A 23874-nucleotide genomic window follows, 5' to 3' on the forward strand; every position below is an offset into this window, starting at 1 on the left:
TCCGGCCTGGACTCTGTGGGATTTTTTCCGACAGAGCCGCTTATTGTCGGAGAGGTCCAAAATGATTCTCCGGCCTCCCGCGCGGGTTTTGTGCCCGGAGACGAAATCCTTGAAATCGATGGCGTTTCTCTTCCATCCGCGTGGAGCTTCCGAGAAGCGATGCAAAAACTTAATGGCAAGAACGCGGACGTGCTTGTGCGAAGAGATAAAGCCGTGCTCCATTTGGCGGCCGCGGCCGCGTATAACGAAAAAGAGAAAGTGTGGCAGGTTGGTCTGATATTCCACCAGGACATTCTGGAAACGAGCTTGCCGCCACGCCAGGCCCTGAAGGCCTCTTGGCACGTAAATACGGGCATCATCAAAACAAGCTCTTCGTTCATTCGCGGACTTTTTGCAGGAACATCTTCGCCGACGCTCATGGCCGGACCCATCCGCATCGCCAAGATGTCCGGAGAGGTCGCGCAACTTGGCGCACTCCAGCTTCTGGCATTCGCGGCACTCATCAGCACAAGCCTCGGCTTCATGAATTTTCTGCCGATTCCCGCGCTTGATGGAGGAGTTATGCTTGTTCTTCTTATCGAGATGGTTCTGCGAAGAGATTTTGGCCTGCGTTTCAAGATAGCGCTTCAATACGCCGGCACGGCGTGCATCCTGTTTCTTGCCGCCTTTGCGATTATCAACGACTTGGGCGTGTCCGAGCTATTCTTCCCGATGCTGATTCTGGGCATCATCTGCTTCCTCCTTTTTCGCTTCGGTGCACGCATTCTGAAAAGAAAGAATGAATGAATCGCCGCGCAAAAATAAAGTCCCCATTCCAAACCAATGCCGTCTCATCAGAGACGGTATTTTTATTCCGTCTATTCTCAAATTCTTGAGAATTTAAGAATAGATTTTTTAACCGAGTCGAGTGTCCGAAACAAAAAATGCATGGCGAATCATGCATTGATATCTTGTCCAGCTTGGGACTAGCCGCGGTATACCGGAGCTTCTTTGGTTTGCAATCTCAATCCGGCGGCGCCGGCCTGCTGCATAAGTTTTTCGAGTTTTTCAGTAAACCCGTCGGGAACGGAGCCAATCTCGAAAGGGCCCGTAAGGTAGCCAACACGCGTACCCGTCAGAATATCGCTTAGGCTCATACTGCGAGTTTGTACGTGTCCACTTTTCGTAAACTCGCCGTTCATCACGTCGTCCACAAACTCCGCCGGTGCTTTCCACCCATGGTCGGCGACATAGTGAAGGATCATGTCCGGCATGACCCAGCGATGTCCGTTGGCGAACGTCAGATTGACGTCTCCGGAAGAATTTCTTTGGAACCGGTTCTTCGCTTGCGTCTCGGCCGTACAGTACTCGCAAACATGAAAACCCATATACACCCCCGGTGAATTAACTGGTGGCGCCCTGAACAATGAGCGCTATCACTAAACTCCACCAAAAATCCATGTCAAAGACCCAATAACAGAAAACGAACGCCAGGAATCCCATTTATGCCTCCATCCAATCGGATTCAATCGTAAACAAATAATAATACACCCTTGCATGATAGTCAAATTTCGTAGTGGCGGGGGCGGGTTTGCTGTGTTGAGATTCTTACTCCAAAAGCCCTTCGGGAATCGTATCATATACGTTTCCTTCAAATCGCACGTCTTGTGCAACGGGGTGCGACAACGCGTCTTCCGCAAAAACGCCGTAGTAATTATTCGCAAACAGCGTATCGGTAATTATGGGGCTCGACGCGCTAAGATACAGCCCCGCTTTTGCGTTTCTGCCGAATGTTAAGTGCGTAAAAGAAACAGTTCCCGTTGCAGAATTTGCGAGCGTGAATCCTTGCGACATGCTGTCGGTAAATTCCACGTTTTCAAACGTAAGCGATGTGGGACTATCGGCCTCAACCATCGTCCAGGTAGACGGAATGCTGTTCCGCGACCCGCCGCCATAATGGATGTTTGTATATGCAAAATCTCCGCTTGATGATGGTGAAAACGATATTGTATACCACGACCCCGCCACCGGCAAAGTGCTCGTTGCGTCCCCATTGGTATCACCGCCCGCGCTATCATCCTCAAGCGCCGTGAACGTGATGGGGTCATTTGCGGTTCCTCGGGAAATAATAGAGCCGTATATGGAAATATTCGCATTATTTCCGCCGCGCATTTTAAGCGCTACACCCGGTTCGATAGTAAGCGCTACGGAACTCGGGATGGAGAAATTATTTAAAATATACGGGTGAGTATCTTTGGTGAGCGTGCCGGATGTGGTCATACTGCCCTGAAGACTTATGCCATATTCCGCGGATGACTCGATGGTATTTCCGCGGAACTCACCGACGGTGTCTTGGAGCAAGAATGGGGTCTGCGTGTTGCGGATAACATTATCGCGCACCACGGGCGTTACGCCGCAAAACATCATGCCCCTTGCCGCCCCATCAATAACGTTTCGTTGCATATCGGGCGAACCTCCGGAGACAAGAATGGCCTGCCCGCCGAACTGCTCGCAAGGAACGCTCACATGCTCCACGGTAAACCCGGAGAAAAAACTGTCGTACACGCGCGAGCTTGAATTAAGCAGACGAAGCCCCGTCTTATATCCCTTCTCGAATGTGGCGTGGTCAAAAAGAACATCGACCGTTTCCACCGAAACAACTGGTGCAGAATAATCGGATACTCCATCTGCTTTCATGCCGCCATAGCGGAACGTGGTGTGGTGAAATTCGCTTCCAACGCTCGTGGGCAGAATTTCGATGCGCTTCCAATAAGGCGCGACAGGCAGGGTCGCGGTCGCGTCTTGATTGGTGTCGCCGCCATCAATGGGATACTCGTCATCCGTAAACGCCGTGAACACAACGGGATTATCCGCAGAACCATTTGCGTAAATTTTTCCTTCAACGTTCATGTATGCGTCACTGCCGAACTTCACCGTAACACCCCCTCCTATCGTAAGTACTGCGCCATTTGTAACAGAAAGAGATTTTGGAATATAGTAGGGGCTTTGGCCGCGCGTCCACGTGGTGTTCCCGCCGAGAAAAGCGTTGTGATTTGCCGACGCGTAGATGCGATGAACGCTATTTTGCGCTTTGGGCGTCCCGAAAATTGGCGAGCTGGTAGCGTCCAGTCCGTTCGTTATTCGGCCATTATTCGTAAACCAGTTATACGGATCGCCCCCATCAAGTTCGGCTCTAATGCGCTCCATAGAACGTTTCGCCGCATTGTCTCCCGCTGGCCATTCAAATCCACCGCCCGCGGAATCTATTTCCGTTCCCGCTATATCCAATAATGCCAGCCGCGCGTAGTTATTTTCGATAGCTCCGGTGAATATGAGGTCTGCCGGAATATTTGATACCGTATCATCTCCGGTCCGCTCCATAAGATAGTAGCCGTGCGCAGGAATACTGCCCGTGAGCGCAATATCGCGCCAGGTGTTCCCGATAATAACCTTCTCAACTCTCAACTTCCATCCTGAGACGGATATGGGTTGGCTCGTTTTGTTCACCAGCTCTATCCATTCATCTTGGAAAGACGCCTTTGTACCCATCCAGGAAATTTCGTTGATGGCAACGGGTTTTTCGCTCACATCTGCGTCGAGTGTTTTCCATGCGCTTATATTTCCTGCCGCATCACGCGCACGAAGGTGGAACCGGTATGACGCCTCGCTTTTCGGTACGGTGAACGTTGTGGAAGTGGCGTTCGTCTCGGTAAACAGCGGCACCCACGGAGACGACGCATCGACCCCGAAATCGTTGGATGAAAATTCCAAGTCGTACGAGGCAGGGTCTGCGTCGGGCGACGCCCAGCGCATCTCCATAACAAACGAAGAAATTCCGCGCGGCGCTATCTCAAACGTAAAGTCCGGCGGCGTGGTATCGGGAATCGGTGTTGGGGATGGATCTGGAGTTGGAGACGTCTCTGGCAAGGGTTCGGGAGTTGTCAAAGATGCTGCAGAACCGCTCCCCAAATCGGTCCCTCCTCCGCCGTTGTACGCAGGCGCAGAAGGAGATACTGTTGGTGTTGCCGAAGGCGAAGCCGTAGGTCCCGAGTCCGTCGAGGGAGAGGGCGCGGCAATCTCGAAAGGGATTGGCGTCCCATCCGGACTCGCAGTGACGGACGGCAAGGGCGTTGGAGTCGTTGAAGCGGAAAGTACAATGCCGCTAGGAGCGGGGCTTGGAGAAGCGATATTGTTCGAGAGAGGCGTACTCGCCGAGTCGAGAACGCTCCCGATAAAACTTGCGTCCTGCGTATTTGAGAATGTGTCGCTCCAGCTGAACCATGAAGTAAACGAATTCCACGCATTAATCGCCGTCGCAATCCAAGAATTCAGTTTTGCGATGCGTTCAGCCTCTTTTTCCTGCGCTTTTTTAATCTCCTCAAAATACAACTGCACCACCCCCGCGCCATGTATCAGCGATTTTTCAGAGAGACGGGACCAGTAATCTGTCATAACCGGATTCTCGCCGAGTGTAAAATAAGAAGTAGTTCCTAAGTTTCTCCACTGTTCCTCGGCGAGAAACCTTAAGAGGTGAAAGTTGCTCCCATCTTCATCGGTGCCAAGACCAAATTTCATTGGACTGTTATTTATAAACTCGATACTTGTGCCCGTCAGTAATGGATTGGCATACTTATCAGAAAAAATCGTATCCTCGCTGAAAAAGTGCCCATTCGAATATATCGCGACTTCATCAAAGTACGCATCAAGATTGTCATGATGCTTGGGCAAAAGACCTCCGTTTTTAAATTCATCCGCAACATGGAGCGTATCTCGCGTATATCGTGTCGTCCAATGTTCATACGGACTTTCTGCGTGCTGTATAATGCCGAACGTATCATCCGAAGAAATGTGTACGTCATTCCGTGTATGCTCGGGAACCGTTGCGTCTTCAATGAGATGTAAAATATGCCCTAGCACTTCCATGGAGCGTTTGCGGTCGCCTTTTACGAAATCCGATATGCCGCGTTGCCAGGTGTAGTCGGAACTTGATTCGATGCCGCGATACAGTGTGAAAGAAGCGAGTCCCTGCGTGGTTAAAATAAATAAGGACTCCCGCAGTTGGTTTTGCGCCCAGTTCTTGGATGTCAGCGCAAGCACATTCCAAGACCGGTTGTACACCGGGTCGTAGAAATGGTTCACCCAGCGCGGCGGTGTATCTTCCTCAACGGTGCCTTTTACGATCCATTCTTTTTCTTCGTTTGTGATTTTGCGCCCATCGCCCGAGACAAAAAGATTGTAAAAATCAACGATTTCATCCGAGAGCGCCGCATGCGTGCTGGTGGGTTCATACGCAAAAACTGGGTTGGCCAATAATAAATAGAGGAACCCGAAAAGAGTCCCTCCACTTTTGATATGCCCAAGTATGGTGGCTAAAGTTGGCTTATTTTCCATCTATTATTTATATTTTTCAGGAAAGTTATTGTTTGTTGATAGACCCCGGCAGGAAATGTAGTTTGGGTTCCATTCGAAAGCTCGACTGTTTGTTCTTCTTCCCTTGCATCATATCTATAAAAAAGAATTCCCGGGTTTTCCTCACCTCTTTGCCACGTCTGGCTCGCTTTTGTTAAATCCTCAATCATGCCTGGCAATTGACCACCGTTTTTTACCTTTTCTAAGTTGCCTTTCCACTCATCCTGTTTCGAAAGCACAAAGTATTTGCTTGCAAGATTGGTGTCGCCCGCTTTGAGCGCGTTAAGAAACATCGCGAATGTTTCTTCGGGGCTCTCTCCGCCGTAGGTGTCGTTTTTCATGAGTTCGTCGGCCTCTTTGATCGCCTGCATCAATTTCCGCTGATTCTGCGCGTAGCGGAACGAATCGTAAAGGCTCTTCGGCCATTTCGTCGCTAAAAACAGCCCCGTAACCAAAACAAGGCCTACCATAATGCCTACAAACGCCAGCGCGACTTTTTTGACCGTAATGACCATAAAATTGTATGAAATCTCACCCTACTCTTCTGCAAAAAACGTGTCAATAACATCCGCCGGCATACCGAACTGTCTCTGGCTAATCCATTATTTCATTCCAACATTCTCAAGAATTTGAGAATGAGTTTGCCGAGTGAAGAAGCTTTGTGGCGAACTATTTTTCCTTCGTATCGTTTCTCGACAAGCCCGGCAAGCGCAAGGCGCCGCGTATGTTCGGAGATAGTTTTGAAATTAACGCGAAGCGCATCGGAAATTTCAAAAACGGATATCTCTGGCGACCTATCCAGGAGCTGAAGTATCTCAATTCGCCGATGGTTTGCAAACCCCTTTACAATCCGCTCAAGTTTCCTTTGATGCGCCATGAGCCCAAGCATACACTTCGCTTTCTTCTCTGACAATAGTTGTGACAACCTCATTCCAACATTCTCAAGAATGTTGGAATGAGGTTGTTTGCGTGCCTCCCAGGGATTCTCTGTGTGCCAGTGACTGCTCAAAAAAAAGAAAAACCGTGCAGGAAAGCACGGCTGGTTGTGTTGCGGTGAACTGCGCCATAGAGGTATGGGAAAGCGGAGGATGAGTTCGCGCAATTTTTCACGCATCGTCCATTTCTTTAAGATGGGCCGTCAGACGCTCTTGGCCGAATAGCACAAGGCGTATAAGGGCGATCATCTTTTTTATTCTTTCCGGGTGTTCAAGGGGAAGATGGGTGTTCTTGTTTTCTACGATCTCACGCGAGAATTTCTCTCGGAGCGCACCCACATGCGCCGCCTCTGCTCGTCTTTCTTAAGCGATGCAAAAGACCGCCTGCATACGGTCAGCCGGGCGCCAATTCCTGCAGTGATTTCTTCCGCCGAAGCGCGATTTTCACATCTCCGAGGCCTATAATCTTCCAGTTGTACTTCGGATCCGCGGTCGTCGAATCGAATGACCCTTTGATGCGATGGCTGAATTCCCACCCATTGGCCATTCCCTCATCAAGCCCTTCGATCCCTTCGATCAGTTTCTTTTCCCACGCGTTGGGCGTCAGAATCTCCCGGCGGCCGGTTTCTGGAATCTTACGAATTTCGTGATCCAGCGTTGCCTCCTCGACTGCCGCAAGTGCATCGTCAACTTTGTCGCGGTTCCGTGCATCGCGCTCAATCGGCTCGCGCGCGGCTTCTGCCGCGGCAAGCCGTCTTTTTGTTTCCTCCGTGAGGCGGTCTGCATGATCACTCTTCTGGTCTTCTGGATGTTCTTCTTCGCGTCCCATACTCTCTATACTTCCACAGAAGATCACGGGTATGCAAGAGACCCGCCAGAAGCAGTCCCGCTAAACGGGACGTGGTTTCTAACGGGACAAAGAAAAAACTCGAGATGTTGTGCATCTTGAGTTGTGTATTATCTGCTGTTTCTTAAAAATCTCACCACGTCGGCAAAGGCGGCCCGAACGCGCGTCTCCATTTCGGCCTCGGAGGGCGAGCCCCCAAGAGATATCCTGCCGGTCGCGTAGAATTGATCCAGTCCGCCAGCGTCCTTTATCCCGACAAAGACAACAACTACCCGTTTCCCGTCGAAGAGGCGGAGACCGTATCCCACGCCCACGAAGTTCGGATTGAGTTTTACAAGCTCCGGGTCGCTGTATTCGGGAAGCTTCTCTAAAACCAACTTGAGCGTTTTGGCTGCGGCTTGCTCTTCGGATGTCAGCGGGGTCACCGCATCTCTGGGAAGGAGTTCTCCGCGACTCTCGGCCTCAATCATCTCTCTGACGAATGCGTCGACCTTGTCGCTAAACTCTTTCGCGAGCGCTGCCCAATTCTGCGCGGTAATATCCGAGCGGCGTACGCTCGCCAATACTTTTTTACGGATGTCGCCGTTTTTCGTTACCCAGACACCCAGAAGCCGTAGAGTGTTTTCTCCCTCCGTTGTATCGGCCGTGTAGGAATAGACCGGGGGTTCTGGCCATGCAATGCCATCCAGCTTTGCCATGACGACCTCGCCGAATTTTCCGAGAGCTTCTTGATCAACTTGTTGCGCATCACCGGCAACGGATTGTCCGTCGGGTTTTTGGTCTTGCGAAAAAGCCGTCGGCGACAGAGCGACGAATACAAAGACGACAAACAGCGCCGGAAGTAATCGTTTCATCGGATATTGCTCCTTTTCAAAGAATATTCCAGCCGAGCTTGTATTTTCCACGCGTTCCCACACCAAGCCCGAAAGTACGCGCAATGTATCACGGAAACCCGGAGCCGTCAAAACGGCTAAAACCCGCCTCCAAGCATCGTGTTCAGATAATCGGGAAGAACAAACGCAATTCCTACAAGCGGAAGAACGATAAAAACCACGCTTACAATAAGCGTCCAGAGAAAATATTTCCGCATGCGCTCGACCGAGCGATATATTCTGTCGAGCTTTTCCGAATGTTCTTCGAGTTTTTTAAAAATTTCGTTTTCCATATTTGCTATACTACGCGCTGTTCTTTTCCCGACTTTCCGGGAAGATGACTGTCCATAAGTTTATCAAGTGCCTGTAAGAATTCTTCTTCGGAAATCTCTTTTGCATCAAGTCGTTTTTGAAGTTCAACGTACTCTTCGCGAAGCTTTGAGGGTAAAGACGTTTCCGGAAGTTCGGCTTGCAGAATCTGGCCCATTTTTGACGCCACTTCTTCAGAAAATTTCCTGAACGTTATTCCCCCTCCCAGATATTTTTTTTTAAGTTCTTCGAGTGCTGCCATAACCCTTCCTTCCCTTTTCTTTCCCGCTATGCCCGCCGCGTGCTTTTCTTTAAGATTAACGCCTGCGGCCGTTCCTTCAAGAAGCTCCTTGCCACCTTCGGGCACCATCGCGGCAATGGCTTCTATTTGTTCGGCCGTGAGACCCAGTGGACGCGCCCATTCCAGGGCCTTGGCTGTCGTATACATCCGCTCGCGGGACGAGATCTCTTGAAAATGCGGATTGTATTTTCGCATGAGCAGGCGGTATAGGCGATCGCTGTTGAACGTATCGAAACGAAGTTCTTTTGTGCGGCTGAATTTTTCTATTTCCCCTTCGCTGTCGGACGAGTCAAGAAATTCTTCAAGACGCCGATCATCTTCTTCAATTTCTCGGGGCTCTCTGTTGAGCCCCACTTTTAAGATGTCCAGCATGCCGGCCTGTTCATGGAGTAACTTTTCCTTAGAAGCGCCTTCGTAACTTTTCTGCAGATTTGAGTTTGCGGCCATAAGAAAACGCGCATACCCGTCTTCCAGCATTTTTTGTTGCTGGCCGGTAAGCGCTACGCTTGAGCTTGCAAGAATCGTGCCGATAATGTTTTTGCGTTCTATCTGTAGGGCGCTTTGTATCCACGGGTTTTCGTCTTCCATGGCATGGCGGTAGTTCGAATCTTTAATATAAAGCTCCATATCCAGAACCTTCGTATCTTTGGCCATGTCTTTGAGCTCTTGCGGGCTCATGGGGGTTGCTTCTCTATTGAATTTTGATTCTGACATCATGTTTTTTATAGTACTCCCGTAAACCGCGTCCGTAAAGAAAAAACCCGCCGCTTAAAGCGTCGGGCCAAATCAATTATGCGGTCTAGGAACTCCTCCAAAAGGGACTGGATGCTCCAACAATGATTTTGTCGCGCGGGACAACGTCCCAAAGAAGCTGTACTTGAGCAAGTTTCTTGTACGAGCCGGCGGCCTTTTTCATAAGCCCGGGTTCGGCTTCGTGCATCCATGCCACATGCTGTACTTTCACTTCAGGTGCGATATTATCAATGAACCCGGTCGAAGTCTTCACACAAAAAGCGCCGGAAGAAGCGATGAGTTTTGTTGCTCCCTTCACAAGATCTTCCGTATACCAGGTATGCCCGCTCTCGATGATGACCTTGGTTGCATTGGGAAATGCCTCGACGACACCCCGAAGTTCATCCCCGGCTTCCCGATATCTCCCTTCCCGAAGAAGGCCGGTGTTAAGCACCGTATCTATCTCGTCTACCCCCGCCTCCCTTGCCGCAAACGCCCCGCGGCGCTTTGCGTCTTTTCCGCCTCGTCCAAGCGGGAAATCGTTCACTACGGCTACCATGATGCCACTGTCCTTAAGCATCTTTTGACAGAACGCGATAATACGCGGTTCGGGCAGAACGCATACCGCGCGAATAACCTTGCGATTTTCCTCCTCAAGAGCTGTTTGGCAAAGCCGTTCAAAATCTTCCAGCGTTGCGTCCGCCAAAAGAAGCGTGAAGTCGATATAGGGCTTTTCCACGCTTGATGGTGTGTTGCTCATACAAAGTTCCTCCATTTAATAAGATAGGATTTTTCCGAACCAGTGTTTCCACACGGGCTCCAGGGTAAGCGCCCCGATCTCGTCTGGCGCGTACCACCCGATGGACTTTGACGCTTCCGTATTGTTCCGAGCTTCGCCCGCAATCTCGCATCGGTATACAAACCAGTAGTGGGGCCGGACTCCGGCTCCGCACCAATTCCATTCTACCTCTTCCTGGAACAAGAGAGAATGCCTTTTTACCTTCAAGCCGCTTTCTTCCTCCACTTTGCGGAAAAGCGCTTCTTCGGGAGTTTCTCCCTCGTTGATGTGCCCGGCAAGCCCAGCAAAGCCGAGCGGCTCCGTGGCGCGGTCGATCAGCAGATATTTCCCGCCGACCTCAATCACTGCTCCAACGGAAAAATGCATCGGTTCGTCCTTCGCATTGCATGTTTGTTTTGGTTTTACGGTCATATGTATTTAGCCCGCTCCCGTTTTCAATCTGCTACAGCGAGCGTAGCATACCCGGAAACCGCGTCAACTAAGTAAGCCCCGCCAGAAGTAGTCCCGCTAGGCGGGACGCGACTTCTAGCGGGGCAGTGACAAATTGCAATTCCGCAAAAAATAAGATAACCTCATATAATGTAAGGGCTTCTTGAAGCCAGGCGCGAAGTATGATCATTTTGACCTGTGAAGAGCGCGTTTCAAACCCAAAGTGCCGGGCTAGCTCATCGGTAGAGCGCTGCCCTGAAGAGGCAGGCGTGCCCAGTTCGATTCTGGGGCCCGGCACCTTGGGTTTGAATTTGGGAGCGAGGCGTGCCCAGTTTAGTTCTGGGACCCGGCACACTGCGCATACTTTTGAGAAATTACCCCGGAATGACGCAGCACTCATTCCGATTTTCATTGGCTCTGACGGACCCGTAGTTAAGTGGGTGAAAAGCAAACGATTTTGCTTTTCGCGGGCGACTACAATGTCTCGACCGAGTGATTGGTCGCCCAGGAATGACGGCGCATTCGTTCCGATTTTCATTGTTCTCTTTGAACATAGGAAATTAAGAATCCTCGATAGTTTTGGTGGGCCCATGGTTCAGTGGCAGAACACGGCATTCGCATTGCCGGGACGCGAGTTCGATTCTCGCTGGGTCCACAGTAATCTATTCGTATCTATATATGTCCATGATAATGAACAATCAACACACAACTGACGAATTTCTTGATTTGGTTGACGATAACGACAACGTTGTAGGCAAAAAGAAGCGCTCCGAAGTTTATTCTGAACATCTCTCCAGCTTTCGTGTCATTAATGCCTTCCTTGTCAATTCGAACGGAAAGATTTGGATTCCTCGCCGAACGGCAACAAAGCGAGTTTTCCCGCTGTGCCTGGACATGAGTCTTGGCGGACACGTAGAAAGCGGCGAATCTTATGAAGATGCTTTTGGGCGGGAATTAATGGAAGAGCTTAATTTAGATGTAAAAAAGATAGACTTTCATGAGCTAGGAAAATGTACGCCACAAAAACACGGGGTGTCGGCTTTTATGAAGGTCTATGAGATGAAATCGAATTCAACGCCCGACTTCAATAAAGACGACTTTATTGAATACTTCTGGCTTTCTCCTCAAGAACTTTTCCAAAAATTAGACGGCGGAGACAAAAGCAAGAATGACCTTCCCAAATTAGTCAAAATTTTCTACAAATAATTTTATCCGAACTTCTGCCGGGAGGACAATTTCTCAGCTGTCTGGTTTCGATTGGCGCAGATGAAGCCCACACAGAAGAACTCTTTTCATACACCGACACGCTCATGCGACAATTTAAAAAAACCGACCCGGGGGTCGGTTTTGATGTTTTGTATACACTTCCACAGACTATGCGCCGATATGCTTCTCAAGCGTCTGCACGATATCGCTCTTGGGAACGCATCCGAAGACCTGGTCGACAACCTCTTCGTCCTTGAAAAAAAGAAGCGTGGGTATGCTTCGGACATTGAAGCGCTGCGCGAGCGAAGGATGGTCATCAACATTCACCTTCAGCACCATTGCCTTGCCGGCAAAATCTTTGGCAACCTCCTCCACTGTAGGAGCAAGTCTCCTGCAGGGGCCGCACCATTCGGCCCAGAAATCTACCATGACCACCTTCTTGTGGCTCTCCGCCAGGACCTGTGTTTCAAAAGTCGCGTCAGTTACCGCGCGGGCATGTTCAGACATTGATGCCTCCTTGAAAGAACTGCGTTCTCGTGCAATAAACCTCTTTATATTTGCACGGAAATGAACCGCGGTATCGTAACACAGCTTCTTGAAGAGAAGCAAGTCTTTATTAGAGAAACATAAAAAGGCTCTCGCGCAAAGGCAACTAAAACCGCTCTTAATATTAGAGCGGTTTTAGTTATCTGTCGGGCTGCAGAGATTTGAACTCTGACTAAATCCTCCGGGGCAACTTATTATTTTTTGAAAATATTGCAGTTGCCCGCAAAACGATCCCCCAGATCGTTTTGCCCCCATGGACTCTTGTAGATGTCGGGCCGCTGGGAATCGAACCCAGTCTACATGCACCCCATGCATGCGTACTGCCGGTATACGACGGCCCGGAACGCGTTCTTGTCCACATCGTATTGTAGCCTGAAATATGCAAAAATCAACCTCTGCGATAATTCTTGGCGGGAAAGATATATTTTCTCAACATGTCTTCAAGCTGTCCTCGATAAAATCTGAACTTAGGGTTTTTGTACATCCGGCCATGACTATAGCCGCAAGTTGTATCAAAAAAACCAGGCGTATGCCTGATCCTTTTTTTGATGCCGACCGCAAAGAATTGCCTATCCGGTTTTTTGCTTGGCACGGATGCATTTCGTGCAAGCCTTCACGCGCTTGCCGTTCGAGACGGCAAACCATTGAAGGTTCGGATATTTCCTCTTTTTGGCCGTCGGGTTATAATGACCGCGCAGCAACCTCCGCACGACCCCCATGTATGAAGTTTTGCCGCAGATGACACACGATTTAGCCATAGCTTGCCCAAGTATAGCACCAATACTTATTTTGTCCACCCCCACGACTAATTCTGGGCTCATGCCGCAAGGCGGCATACAGATAACCGGGGAGCTCCCGGTGTATTTCCTGAAAATGAGCATTGTCGTCGACACGGCACCATCCCTGTCTGCCAAGAATTAGTATGGGGGGTCCACCTCATATGGACCCCGTCCCGTTTATTTTCAAAATAGCCATTCTTATATTCTCGATAGTGCTGCATGAAGTATCGCACGGTTTGGCCGCGCTTGCTTTAGGCGACAACACCGCCAAGCACCTGGGAAGACTTACCTTAAATCCCATTAAACACCTTGATCTGTGGGGTTCTGTTATTGTTCCTTTATTTCTCATGTTAAGTAATACGGGAATTATGTTTGGTTGGGCCAAGCCCGTTCCTTATAACCCTTATAATCTGCGAAATCAAAAGTACGGCCCCGCAATTGTCGGAGTAGCCGGTCCGCTTTCGAATATTCTCATTGCCGTTGTTTTCGGCCTGTCGCTACGCGTATTGTCGAATTTTTCTGCAGATGCTCAAGTACTAAGGATCTTGCAGGGTTTCCGTGAAATATTTCTGTACATCGTGCAAATAAATCTTCTGCTTGCCGTATTCAATCTTGTGCCCATTCCTCCGCTCGACGGATCAAAACTTCTTTTTGCATTCCTGCCGTATCGCTACAAATACGTCGAGGGGCTGCTTGAACAGTACGGCATGTTTCTGCTGCTCTTTTTTATCTTTTTTGGATTTCATCTCATATTTCCTATCATAGACTTGCTTTTTCGTCTTATCGTGGGCCAAAAATTGTTTCTGTAATCAACCGGGCACAACAGCTTTTTCGGTATCCCTGCGGATAATCATCCCTTTTAGAAACAGAGGTTTTGTGGTATGCTAGGCATATTCTGCTCAAACTCTCACTCTAATCTAAAAAATTAAAAAGTCTCGGCATTACATCGGGACTAATAAGCCTTCATTTTTATGGTCACTCCTCAAGTTGTTGATTATATCAAAAGCACTCTCGCCCAGGGATATGCGGAAGAAAAAGTTCGCGACGCATTAGTGAAAAAGGGCTGGAATCAGGCTGACGTTGGCGACGCATTCCGTATTGCGCGTGGCATGCCGGCGACCCAGCGAGGCGAGCCGGTTTTGCGACAGACTCCGCAGAGCATGCCGGGCGGCATCATGGCCGGAGGCGTCGGACAGAGCGATACTTCGGGTCAAACTTTTCTGCCTGCACAAAAAACATCCGCACAGGCCCCTGTGCAGACGCCGCAGATTTTACAACCATCTCCGGCAAAGCAAGAATCTCCGTTGCAGGGAGGGCTGCCGCGCGAAGCCGCAACTCGTCAGCCATCTTCGGTCTATCCGCAAACACAAACCCTGCAAGGAGGGGCGTCGCCCATTACCCCGGGCACTCCCCAAACACCTATAAATGTGGCCGGGTCTTTCGCTAAGCCACAGCCGCTATATCCTGCGACCCCCCCAGAAAGCTCGTTGAGAACTTCGTATGCCGGATCAGTATCTCCCGGCAAGGAAGCGGGTCCGGGAGCGCAAACGTATCGCCCCGCCGTAGACGGAGGATCTGCCCAGGGTGCTCAAGCTCAAAAACCGCCCCCTCTTTCATACCAGACGATCATGGAAGACGAGAAAGGAACGCGGTGGCTATCCGGGAAGCGCTTATTGATATATGTAGCTGCGGGCATCGTGTTGCTTTTTGGAACGTATGTATTCGTCGGCGCAAAATATGGCCTATATGTATTTGGCATGAATCTCTTTCCTTTTGAGGGCGTTGCCGAAAAAATAGGGCTTGTCTCGAAAATTCAAAGCCCCTCACCACTCCCTTCGGAAAATCCGTCTCCCTCTCTCGCGCCGACAATAACTCCAGCCCCCACCCCGTCAAAACCGCAGATAAATGGTAGACTTGTTTCTTTGTACGGTGCCGACAGCGAGGCCGGAACCGTCGCGGTATTAAGCTATAGCCCGGATAAGAAAAAAATAGTCTATACGCTTCTTGCGGACGGCCAGAACCTATGGATCATGGACCTGGGTAGCGGTTCGAAGGAGAATATTCTCAAGAGCGGACAAATTAATTTTCCTCCGGATCGCGCGCCGGTACTACTTGCCTGGAGCCCCGATGGCACGAGTATCGCAGTTGTTGGCAAGAGAGCGGACGGCGTTGCGGACCTGTACCTCGTGAACCCCGTATCAAGAAGCGCCATACAACTTACCCAGTCGCAGACGTCGGATGACTCGGTAGCGACAGATCCCATGCTCGCACCGCGATGGAATAAGAGCGGTTCCCTGATTCTTGCGTTCTCTGGAAATAGCCTATGGAAAATCTCTCAGGATGCACTGCAAAAAACAAGGATAACGCCCAATCTGCCGATAGGCTCGTTTGATTGGTCTGGCGGCGACACATATATCACCTACACCATCAGGCGGCAGAACGAGGAGAACGTGTGGGTCATGGATAACGACGGAAGAAATTTCAAACAACTCACCTTCGGAGGCATAAATCAAATACCGCGCTTCGGCCAAGACGGCGCTCTTGTGTACTATGTAAGCTACGACCCGGCCACAAAACAAAGCAAGCTTTGGAGCATTAAGCGCGACGGATCGAGCGTGAAACAGCTTGCAAACGTGAACGGTGGCGCCATCCGAGAATTTGCCGAATCTCCTGCCTTGCTACAAGACGAGGGGGCCCTGGACGGCGAACGGCATATTATTTTTGTCAGCCGCAGCGATGGCGGGAAACAATCACTTTGGATGGTACAAAAGGACGGAAATGGACTTGAAGAGATCCTCGTGCAGGGAGAGTTTGAGCCAATGGGCTTTGTCGCCTGGGGCAACGACGGAAAATCGTTTTACACTGCGGGCTTAAAACATTTTCTCATGATGATCGGGCTTAAGGCGGATGATTTGCCAAAACCATCTCCCTCTCCCGTAACATCGGCAACGCCCCTTGCTCAATAACCCGATAGATCCCAAAAAAACTCTCCGACATATCGCCGGAGAGTTTTTAGTTGAATTTGCGGAGAAAATAACATACTATGAGGCATGGGATAGATTTGCGGGTATCGTATAATGGTTATTACTCCAGTTTTCCAAACTGGTAACGGGGGTTCGATTCCCCCTACCCGCTCAAAAATCGTGCACGATTTTTGAGCGAGGCTCTCCCCAAAGGGCGGCCCGCTCACTAAAATAAAACTGCCCCCTGTGGGTAGTTTTATTTTTGGTTGAATGTGGATGAGGGAATCGAAGGGAGCCAAAGTCTTGGCTCCCCGGCTTTTTCGAGCCGGAGGAACGAGGCGAAAAAAAAGGATTCCCCCTACCCGCTCCGTGTTTTCTCGCGATGCCTAGGAAATAGGATGAGCTCAAAAAGAAATATGCATTTCTGCTGCCACTCATTTTGGCGGCATTTTCAAATCTAAAAAGTCATCGACCTCCTCCTTATTCCTTGGCCAGCGAATATGTTTCGCTGTGAACTTTTTAGTCAAAATATCTGATCGCTCATTGAATTTTTTATCCTTCATCGCTTCAAACATTTCTTTTATTTCGCTAACAGTGAATCGAGAAACTAACTTCCGGAAGAATAGCATCGCCTTCTCCGTGTCGTTCGTGAGCGGCCAGCCAAACTGGTTGAGAAATATGTTTTCGAGCAAAGCGTGGGCAACTAATTCGCTGTCCGCTGTCTTTCCAAAGAGGTATTTTCGCAATAACTCATCTTCCATGTTAAAGATAAACGGCATAGAGCTAAACGCGGCGCGAGTATCTACCCCCTCGCTTTCGAGTCTATGCCACATGCCCGTGTGAACAGCGCCTATAGAAATTAAAATGTTTAGTTTTCCTTTTTGATCAGGAAGCGCTCGTTCTTTCGCGACCTCCTTGAGACGGGAAAGCATATAGGCCTCCCTCTTTTTCTGGATTTCGGCCCAGTTCTTTGTGTGCTTCTTCATCGATTCCAGCGCCTTTTCAAAATTTCCATCATAAAAATACATTGGCGTACCCAAGTGGTCAGTAATTTCCGTATTGAGAGCGTGTCCGTAGGGAACGTCGATGGAATCCACGGCTTTGTGCGAATTGTAAATAATTTCATATTCCCCGAGCCACTTGAGGTCATTCTGATTTTCGGGAGACATTTCCAATTTTTTAAAAACCTGAGCCGGGGTGATCGCGCCCTCCGAAAGATCGCGCCATGCTTTTAATTCATCGAGTTTCCACCCACTGCCCTCAAGCACAACAACATCCGCTTCGGCGATGCGCTCCCGCAATTTTTGCATGTCTTCTGCCGTTCGATGCGGAGCGTAGACGAACTCCACGCGGACCGCGGGATATTCCCCATTTTTCTCTTCAAGAAGAGCTTCGAGGTTCATTTTCGCTTCCTTCGCCTCAATTCCTTCTAGGATTCCTCTGGACATTCCAAACCCCAACGCCATCGATCCTATTCCGAATCGTCTCAAAAATTCCCTTCGTGAAACCGATGGGCGCCCAGATTCCTCGCGGCTTCGGCCGGGATCGCTTGTCGTATTTTCGATGGATTCGATTCGCTCGGGACGCATAATAGTATTTCTAGATTACTTTGGAGCGTGTGTGGCTGCAATATATCGCGCAATGGAACGATTGAAATCTTGAATTTCCTGTCCCTTTCCATCTAATAGATTCTAACGTCGTGGCATAACCCGCTCAAAAATCGTGCACGATTTTTGAGCGAGGCTCGCCCCAAAGGGCGGCCCGCTCACTAAAATAAAACTACCCCTTTGATCTGTCGGGGCACTGGGAATCCTTTTCCTCGCCTCATTCTTCCGGCTTAGAAAAGCCTGGGAGCAAAGACATTTGCTCCCTTCGATTCCCAGCGTCCCGCAAGTTGTAAAACGTATTTGTCGGGGCACTGGGAATCGAACCCAGTCTACACCCTCCCGAAGGGTGCGTACTACCGGTATACTATGCCCCGCTACGCATGGATATTATAATGGCCAAAAAACATTTCTACATTACCAGAGAATGCAAAAAAGTTAAATGCCGCGATCACGGCATTCGCTCGGCAAAGAATTTCACTGGATCGACCCAGTTTTGAAGTTCGCTTTCTTGCAAGACATATCCTGCGATATTCACCTCTTGGCCCGTGTAAAGCCCAAAATGCAGGTGCCTTCGCTCCCCGTCGGTTTCGATAGTAAATCCTTTTCCAAGAACGCCAATGGCTTGTCCCGCTTTTACATGTGTCCCTAATTTTATAAGTGTTTTTGGATTGAGGTGGCCGTATACAGCAAGATACGAATCGTCGCCGACTTGCCCTGCGCCGGCCGAATGGATGTTGTGGCGAACAGCAACCACGCCGCCATACCCTTGCGCCTTTCCGCTCCGTACCACTACGCCATCAGCGATAGCCAAGACCGATATTGAAGCAGTTGCGGAAATTGTCTCCGAAATCTCCAAGTCAACTCCCGTGTGATATCCCGTAAATTTCTCCGGCGTCACCGGAGAATTTTCTGGAGTTATAAATGCTCCGAATGGCTTTTTGGTAACGGCTCCTGAAAAGCTTTCTCCGGAAAGCCATTTTGCCCCGTCCAGAGGATAAAAAAGCAGATCCTTCGGCGCGACAACAAGCGTATCAAGCATCGCTTCAAAAACCTCATCCGAAAGTTCGGGGCTCTTGGCGAATACGTAAAAGGCCGACGGATTTGAATCGGAAACTCGCACGTCAACTACGCGATGCCGCATATTTCTCCATGTGGGCTGTTTGGGAAAGTTCGGGTATCCGGGTTTTTTTTCGATGATGTAATCGACCGCAGGACGGCCGGCTACAATGATATTTTTCCGCGAAAGAACGCTTACCGAGGAGAGGGTAAGAAAAGAATTGGCCCGAAAGTAGCGGACAAATATCCTGGAGCTCTCTGTGTTCGTCTTGTTCTGCTGCATGATCTCATAAAAATTAAGCGCCTCAATGGTCCGAACGCTTTCAGTTTCCCACGTCGCCGGAATATACATGCTGAAATCGTAAACGGGATGCGCGCCCGAAAGAGCGGCGGCAGAAAACAGTTTTACGGTTTGCGAGGGCGCGAGAGACCCCGGCAATAAGGTCGGCAAAGGCAACGGCACGGGCGTAGGCGATGGCTGTGGTACTGCGCCTTGCCACAAAATCTCCTCTGCCACAATGGGGGGTTCTTGATCGAGTATCCTGTTGTTGCGCAAAAACAAAAAAGCGCCGGCAATCGTGGCGGTGGAGATCAATACAGTAAAAAGCATTGCCCGAGACCTTATAATCATAAATTTCAAAAGGGCCTACCTTCTTCCGGTAAATGGGTTCTTTGCTCCGCGCACTTCAAAGTGCAGATGGCAGCCCGTAGACCTTCCCGACGTACCCATAAGGGCAATGGCCTCTCCCTGCCCAACCTGAACGCCAACGCCCACCAAGAGCTCTTTGAGATGACCGTACAGCGTTATCACGCCATTGGGGTGCTGTATCTTGATATATTTTCCGTAGCCGCCGTTCCATCCGATATCGTCAGCAACTATAACAACTCCCGCAGCCGGAGCCACAATGTGCGTACCGCAGGAGTTCGCAATATCCACGCCGTTAAACCCGTGGAGTCCGCTTCCGGGTCTTGGATTGCGCCCCGTTGCCGGCTGTATGAGCCAGCCTACCGGCACATTAACGTTCTGACGCGAAACCACCACGGGACGCGGCGCGACCTGCGGCGCGGGCCTGACCGCATCAGGGATTATAAGAGAAGCGCCCGGGATAAGTTTTTCGGAAGAAAGATTGTTGTACGCAACGATATCTTCGGCGCTAGCACGATATTTTTTCGCAAGGTCGGCCACGGTGTCGCCCTTGGCCACTACGTGAGCCACACCATTAACGGGTAGAATAACGATCTTTTCGCCCGGCCTAATAATGCTCCGGGACGTAAGATCGTTCGCCCACAAAAGAGTCTCAAGTGATAATCCAAAAAGGTCCGCGATGCCGGCCGGCGTATCGTTTTCTTCAACGATATAGGTATAAATTTCTGCGCGCCCGGCAAGGTCGGCCGACGCAGGAGCCGATGATTCAAAAAAGGCGACCCCCTGAACAGAAGGCAGTGTATCCAAATAGAACTCCTCCTCGCCGTCCCCACCGCTAGCAGTCTTTGCCAGCGCGGCGGCGGCAGAATATTCCTGATCCAGTAGTACCCGGCTCGCCAAGACCGGTGAGGGCGCCTTTCTCTTGGAAGCTCCGTTTTCTGCCGTTCCCGGCGCCGAAGCAGATGAAAGGATTGTCGCAGAAAAAACTTTTCTCTGAAAGAGAACGTCGCTAAGGCGGGCAAGGTGATTTGACAGCACGTCATCTTCTTCAGGAAGAGCAAAAAACACAATAGCAAAAAGCGCGGCTATGAAGATAGCCAGTCTTCCGGATCTTGCGCCAATGGCGCGCTGGATATGGTGCCGCATGGTGGGCATGGCCGCGAGTAACATTTTTATGAATTGCACGAAAAAAATAGAGAATTTCGAGAAGTAATTGCTTTTTTGCCTTTTCATGCAAAAAGAGCCCAGAAAAGCAAAAACTCTCGCGAATATCACCAGAGCATAAAAAAGAACTATTGTCGATTTAAGTTTTATGACCTGCGACCAAAAGAGACTCCGCCGTATCAAGCTCGCTTATTAAGAAATGGCTTAATTAAGCGAATAAAACTCATTTTTACTTTCAGCCTTATGACATATTATGATCGGATGGCCTACCTTCCATGGTACTCCCCGAAGAGGGTTCCGTCAACCTAAAAATCCTCAACCGCTGGACTCCTCCGCCGGCGACTTCCTCGACTATAAGACGCAGATCTTTCCATATAAACGACTCGCCTTTCTCGGGAACACGGTGAAATTGGGACTGCAAAAAGCCATTTAGGGTCTTTGTCTCGGGTAAAGAGGTCTGGAAGAAACTATTCACGTACCTTCCACGGGTATCGCCATGAACCAAAATTTCATCTTTGGAGATGCGCTTGATAAGTTCCGGAACTACGTCCTTCTCGTCAATGATCTCCCCCACAAGCTCTTCCAGGCAGTCCTCGAGCGTCACCACGCCGGATATCTCGCCGTGTTCGTTCACCACCACCCCCAAGTGCATCCGCGTCTTCTGAAACTGCCGCAGCAGCTCATCCGCGTGCGTATCGGAAGAAACAAAGAGCGGTTTTTTTGCAAATGCAAGGAGCGCCTCGTTGCCCCTTCCCTGCTCAAGCGCGATAAGAAGTTCGCGCTGAAGCACAACGCCGACCACATGCTCAAGCGTTGGGGTTGCAGTGACCAGAACTCGGGAATTTTTTGACACGATAATCTTTTCTTTAAGTTCCGAGAGGGCTTTGGCGCCTTCAAAGTACACCACGTGCTTGCGCGGCGTCATGAGGTCTCGCGCAGTAATGTCATTAAGCCGAAAAACCCGCTGAATCATGCTCGCCTCTTCGCTGCCAATGGCGCCGGATTTTGCGCCAATAGAGGCCATGGCTTTTATTTCTTCTTCCGATGAGATTCCGGTGGGTTTCCCGTGCGCAAAAATCCGCGCGATTCGGTAGGCAAGAACGGCAATCGGCGAGAATGCTTTTGTCAGCGCTCGGAGGGTTCCAGCAAAAGCAAGCGCCACGCTTTCTGCGTAACGCTCCCCGAGAATCTTAGGCACAATCTCCGCGAAAATAATGACAAGAAAAGTAAGAAGCGCCGATACCGCCCCGGTCGCCGCGCTACCAAAGCGTTCGCTTGATATAACACCAACGACAAAGGCACCCATGATGGTGATGATGTTGGAAAGAATGATGAGCGTACCCAGGGGTCTTTGGACGTCATCTTTGAGCTTGGCAAGCGTTTCTGCCCCTCTCTTTCCCGCAACGCGAGCCGCTTCAATCCGCGTCGAGGAAACCGAAAGCAATGCGGCCTCTGCCGCAGATACCAAACCGTCGAGTATAAGTACGATAAGGACAACAAAAGTGAGTTCGAGCACCTCACTAGTTTACCCCAAAGCCCCGCTCTATGGCATCTTGACAAATTTTATGGAGATGATATTGTAATGCTTCGATTCTTTCATAAATGGAGGCTGGCATGCCCCTGATATATAGGTTATCGGAATGGGAGTTTTTCCAAAAAGATTGTCTGTCACGTGTGGGCTGTTCACCTGTGCAATCGGAAACTTCGAGGTTTCGCTATCTCCTCAGGGGGGCGGCAGGGTTAGCAAAAACGAGGCAGGAAGAGGTGTGTTATATTCTTCTTGGAAATGGGGGTTTGATAGAAGAGAAGTGGTTTCTTGGTAAGGACATTCCACAATCAGTTTTTGCCAATGAGGTTATGAGATTTATTCTCAGACCAGATGGTGACACTTTCGCCCTCTTCGTGCCGCCGAACGTGCATCGGGAAATCTTCGGCAGACCCAATGGGGGGGGCTAGGCCCATAACAAGGCGACTCCTCGACAGCGCCGGCAACACTCTCAAACATTATCTTCAGGGACGCCAAACGGCGTCTTTTTCATTGTTATTGTTCGCTAGCCTGCGTTCTGTTAAGGTGTTAAACAATGATACGAACTGAAAAACTTCTCCAAGACCTCAACCCCGCACAACGCGAGGCGGTTTGGGCACCCCCCGGGCCCTTACTTATCGTTGCCGGGGCCGGTTCGGGCAAGACGCGCGTACTCACGCACCGCATCGCGTATTTCATCGCGTCCAACATCGCTCCCCATCACATTCTTGCCATCACCTTTACCAACAAAACGGCAGACGAGATGAAAAGCCGCGTTATCCAGCTTTTGGACAACGCGTCGTCTATTCCGTTCGTGGGAACTTTTCATTCGCTTGCCCTGCGCATCCTGCGCGAAGATGCCCCGGCGCTGGGTATTGCAAAATCGTTTGTGATAGCGGATGAAGGCGATTCGCTTGGCATTTTGAAGCGCATCATGAAACGGCTCAAAATATCCCCCGAAGAACTCACGCCAAGCGAGGCGCTCAACCGCATCTCGCGCGAAAAAAGCGAACTGCGCGGGCCCGACGAGATGGCGTGCAAAGACGAAAAAGAGGAAATAATACGCTCGCTCTATGAGCAATACGGGCAGACGCTTTTGAACGAGGGGCTTTTGGATTTTGACGACCTGTTGTTCTACACGGTGCGCCTATTTCAAAAACACCCGGACGTCCTGGAAAAATACCGGCGAAGATGGGGCCACGTTTTTGTGGACGAATACCAGGACACCAACACCGCGCAATATACGCTCGTGCAACTGCTTGCGGGCGCGCACCGGAGCATCACGGTGGTCGGCGACGATTACCAGGCCATCTACGGGTGGCGAAATGCCGATTACCGCAATATCCTCAATTTTCAAAAAGATTACCCCGATGCCAAGGTCATAAAGCTTGAGCAAAATTACCGCTCAACGCAGACTATTTTGGACGCGGCAGACGCCGTCATAAAAAAAGTTTCCGCGCGCACCGAAAAAACCCTCATTGCAACCCGCCCTGCAGGAGCCCCGGTGTCCATTACGGAACTCTCCGACCAGGAAGAAGAGGCCGCGTTCATCATTGACGAGATACTCGCCATGCGGAAAAAAGGCGTCAGTCTATCCGATGCCGTGGTGCTCTACCGCACCAACGCCCAATCCCGCTCGCTGGAAGAAGCCTTCATGCGCTACGGCATTCCTTACAAAATCGTCGGCGGTGTGAAGTTCTACCTCCGCAAAGAAGTCAAAGATTTGATCGCTTACCTCCGCGTAGTCCACAGCCCCGCAGACAGTGTGAG

At 50.2% G+C, this 23874-nt stretch carries 22 protein-coding genes and 5 tRNA genes; 8 read left to right on the plus strand and 19 right to left on the minus strand.

All coding sequences use genetic code 11. The features are described 5' to 3' along the window. The coding region (locus Q7S09_02295) for a site-2 protease family protein (protein MDO8558002.1) at window positions 1-786 on the plus strand (786 nt) is incomplete at its 5' end. Window positions 787-965: 179 nt separating this feature from the next. On the opposite strand, the gene Q7S09_02300 is transcribed toward Q7S09_02295, so the two are convergent. The 11 genes from Q7S09_02300 to Q7S09_02350 all read right to left on the minus strand — a co-directional run bounded on the left by Q7S09_02300 (window position 966) and on the right by Q7S09_02350 (window position 10594). Further along, window positions 966-1367, minus strand: coding sequence for a hypothetical protein (locus Q7S09_02300; GenBank protein MDO8558003.1), 402 nt, complete (start codon window positions 1365-1367; stop codon window positions 966-968). A gap of 220 nt (window positions 1368-1587) precedes the next feature. Next, the gene (locus Q7S09_02305) at window positions 1588-5370 is read right to left on the minus strand and encodes a lamin tail domain-containing protein (GenBank protein ID MDO8558004.1); all 3783 of its coding nucleotides are present in this window, start codon (window positions 5368-5370) and stop codon (window positions 1588-1590) included. Then, window positions 5349-5903 carry a hypothetical protein gene (locus tag Q7S09_02310; GenBank protein ID MDO8558005.1) on the minus strand — a complete coding sequence of 185 codons (555 nt, stop codon included), beginning with the start codon at window positions 5901-5903 and terminating at the stop codon, window positions 5349-5351. The genes Q7S09_02305 and Q7S09_02310 overlap by 22 nt, the downstream gene beginning before the upstream one ends. A gap of 92 nt (window positions 5904-5995) precedes the next feature. Then, on the minus strand, window positions 5996-6277 hold the full coding sequence (locus Q7S09_02315) for a winged helix-turn-helix domain-containing protein (protein MDO8558006.1): 282 nt from the start codon (window positions 6275-6277) through the stop codon (window positions 5996-5998). A 217-nt stretch (window positions 6278-6494) separates the two neighbouring features. Next, complete coding sequence (locus Q7S09_02320) at window positions 6495-6662, minus strand: hypothetical protein (GenBank protein MDO8558007.1); 168 nt, start codon at window positions 6660-6662, stop codon at window positions 6495-6497. A 55-nt stretch (window positions 6663-6717) separates the two neighbouring features. Further along, window positions 6718-7152, minus strand: coding sequence for a hypothetical protein (locus Q7S09_02325; protein MDO8558008.1), 435 nt, complete (start codon window positions 7150-7152; stop codon window positions 6718-6720). Window positions 7153-7280: 128 nt separating this feature from the next. Beyond that, on the minus strand, window positions 7281-8024 hold the full coding sequence (locus tag Q7S09_02330; GenBank protein MDO8558009.1) for a hypothetical protein: 744 nt from the start codon (window positions 8022-8024) through the stop codon (window positions 7281-7283). A 116-nt stretch (window positions 8025-8140) separates the two neighbouring features. Next, a complete protein-coding gene (locus tag Q7S09_02335) occupies window positions 8141-8335 on the minus strand; it encodes a hypothetical protein (protein ID MDO8558010.1) in 195 nt (64 codons plus the stop codon). A gap of 5 nt (window positions 8336-8340) precedes the next feature. Beyond that, window positions 8341-9369, minus strand: coding sequence for a hypothetical protein (locus Q7S09_02340; GenBank protein ID MDO8558011.1), 1029 nt, complete (start codon window positions 9367-9369; stop codon window positions 8341-8343). A gap of 82 nt (window positions 9370-9451) precedes the next feature. Further along, a complete protein-coding gene (locus Q7S09_02345) occupies window positions 9452-10144 on the minus strand; it encodes a hypothetical protein (GenBank protein ID MDO8558012.1) in 693 nt (230 codons plus the stop codon). A gap of 15 nt (window positions 10145-10159) precedes the next feature. Next, window positions 10160-10594: an NUDIX domain-containing protein gene (locus Q7S09_02350; GenBank protein MDO8558013.1), complete on the minus strand. Its 435-nt coding sequence runs from the start codon at window positions 10592-10594 to the stop codon at window positions 10160-10162. Window positions 10595-10837: 243 nt separating this feature from the next. On the opposite strand from Q7S09_02350, the gene Q7S09_02355 reads away from it, so the two are divergent. From Q7S09_02355 to Q7S09_02365, 3 genes are all read left to right on the plus strand, one after another. Further along, a tRNA-Phe gene (locus Q7S09_02355) sits at window positions 10838-10909 on the plus strand. A gap of 287 nt (window positions 10910-11196) precedes the next feature. Next, window positions 11197-11267 (plus strand) — tRNA-Ala (locus Q7S09_02360). A 35-nt stretch (window positions 11268-11302) separates the two neighbouring features. After that, window positions 11303-11818 (plus strand): NUDIX hydrolase, encoded by a 516-nt coding sequence (locus tag Q7S09_02365; GenBank protein ID MDO8558014.1) that lies wholly within the window; start codon window positions 11303-11305, stop codon window positions 11816-11818. A gap of 168 nt (window positions 11819-11986) precedes the next feature. On the opposite strand, the gene trxA is transcribed toward Q7S09_02365, so the two are convergent. The 3 genes from trxA to Q7S09_02380 all read right to left on the minus strand — a co-directional run bounded on the left by trxA (window position 11987) and on the right by Q7S09_02380 (window position 13185). After that, window positions 11987-12325, minus strand: a complete 339-nt coding sequence (trxA, locus tag Q7S09_02370) for a thioredoxin (protein MDO8558015.1) — start codon at window positions 12323-12325, stop codon at window positions 11987-11989. A gap of 309 nt (window positions 12326-12634) precedes the next feature. Further along, a tRNA-Pro gene (locus Q7S09_02375) sits at window positions 12635-12705 on the minus strand. A gap of 228 nt (window positions 12706-12933) precedes the next feature. Continuing rightward, on the minus strand, window positions 12934-13185 hold the full coding sequence (locus tag Q7S09_02380) for a hypothetical protein (protein MDO8558016.1): 252 nt from the start codon (window positions 13183-13185) through the stop codon (window positions 12934-12936). Between the two features lie 119 nt (window positions 13186-13304). Here Q7S09_02380 and Q7S09_02385 point away from each other — a divergent pair, with 119 nt between their 5' ends. The 3 genes from Q7S09_02385 to Q7S09_02395 all read left to right on the plus strand — a co-directional run bounded on the left by Q7S09_02385 (window position 13305) and on the right by Q7S09_02395 (window position 16278). Further along, complete coding sequence (locus tag Q7S09_02385; protein ID MDO8558017.1) at window positions 13305-13952, plus strand: site-2 protease family protein; 648 nt, start codon at window positions 13305-13307, stop codon at window positions 13950-13952. A 162-nt stretch (window positions 13953-14114) separates the two neighbouring features. Beyond that, window positions 14115-16109: a hypothetical protein gene (locus Q7S09_02390; protein ID MDO8558018.1), complete on the plus strand. Its 1995-nt coding sequence runs from the start codon at window positions 14115-14117 to the stop codon at window positions 16107-16109. 97 nt (window positions 16110-16206) lie between these two features. Beyond that, window positions 16207-16278 (plus strand) — tRNA-Gly (locus Q7S09_02395). A gap of 262 nt (window positions 16279-16540) precedes the next feature. On the opposite strand, the gene Q7S09_02400 is transcribed toward Q7S09_02395, so the two are convergent. The 5 genes from Q7S09_02400 to Q7S09_02420 all read right to left on the minus strand — a co-directional run bounded on the left by Q7S09_02400 (window position 16541) and on the right by Q7S09_02420 (window position 22095). Beyond that, window positions 16541-17695 carry a hypothetical protein gene (locus tag Q7S09_02400; protein MDO8558019.1) on the minus strand — a complete coding sequence of 385 codons (1155 nt, stop codon included), beginning with the start codon at window positions 17693-17695 and terminating at the stop codon, window positions 16541-16543. 321 nt (window positions 17696-18016) lie between these two features. Beyond that, a tRNA-Pro gene (locus Q7S09_02405) sits at window positions 18017-18087 on the minus strand. Window positions 18088-18161: 74 nt separating this feature from the next. Continuing rightward, complete coding sequence (locus tag Q7S09_02410; GenBank protein ID MDO8558020.1) at window positions 18162-19400, minus strand: M23 family metallopeptidase; 1239 nt, start codon at window positions 19398-19400, stop codon at window positions 18162-18164. Between the two features lie 15 nt (window positions 19401-19415). Beyond that, complete coding sequence (locus Q7S09_02415; GenBank protein ID MDO8558021.1) at window positions 19416-20648, minus strand: peptidoglycan DD-metalloendopeptidase family protein; 1233 nt, start codon at window positions 20646-20648, stop codon at window positions 19416-19418. A gap of 172 nt (window positions 20649-20820) precedes the next feature. Beyond that, complete coding sequence (locus Q7S09_02420) at window positions 20821-22095, minus strand: hemolysin family protein (protein ID MDO8558022.1); 1275 nt, start codon at window positions 22093-22095, stop codon at window positions 20821-20823. A 565-nt stretch (window positions 22096-22660) separates the two neighbouring features. On the opposite strand from Q7S09_02420, the gene Q7S09_02425 reads away from it, so the two are divergent. Beyond that, window positions 22661-23874 (plus strand): UvrD-helicase domain-containing protein (locus Q7S09_02425; GenBank protein MDO8558023.1); only part of this gene is annotated, 1214 nt, incomplete at its 3' end.

Source organism: bacterium (genome assembly GCA_030649025.1).
Classification (GTDB): domain Bacteria; phylum Patescibacteriota; class Minisyncoccia; order JAUYLV01; family JAUYLV01; genus JAUSGO01.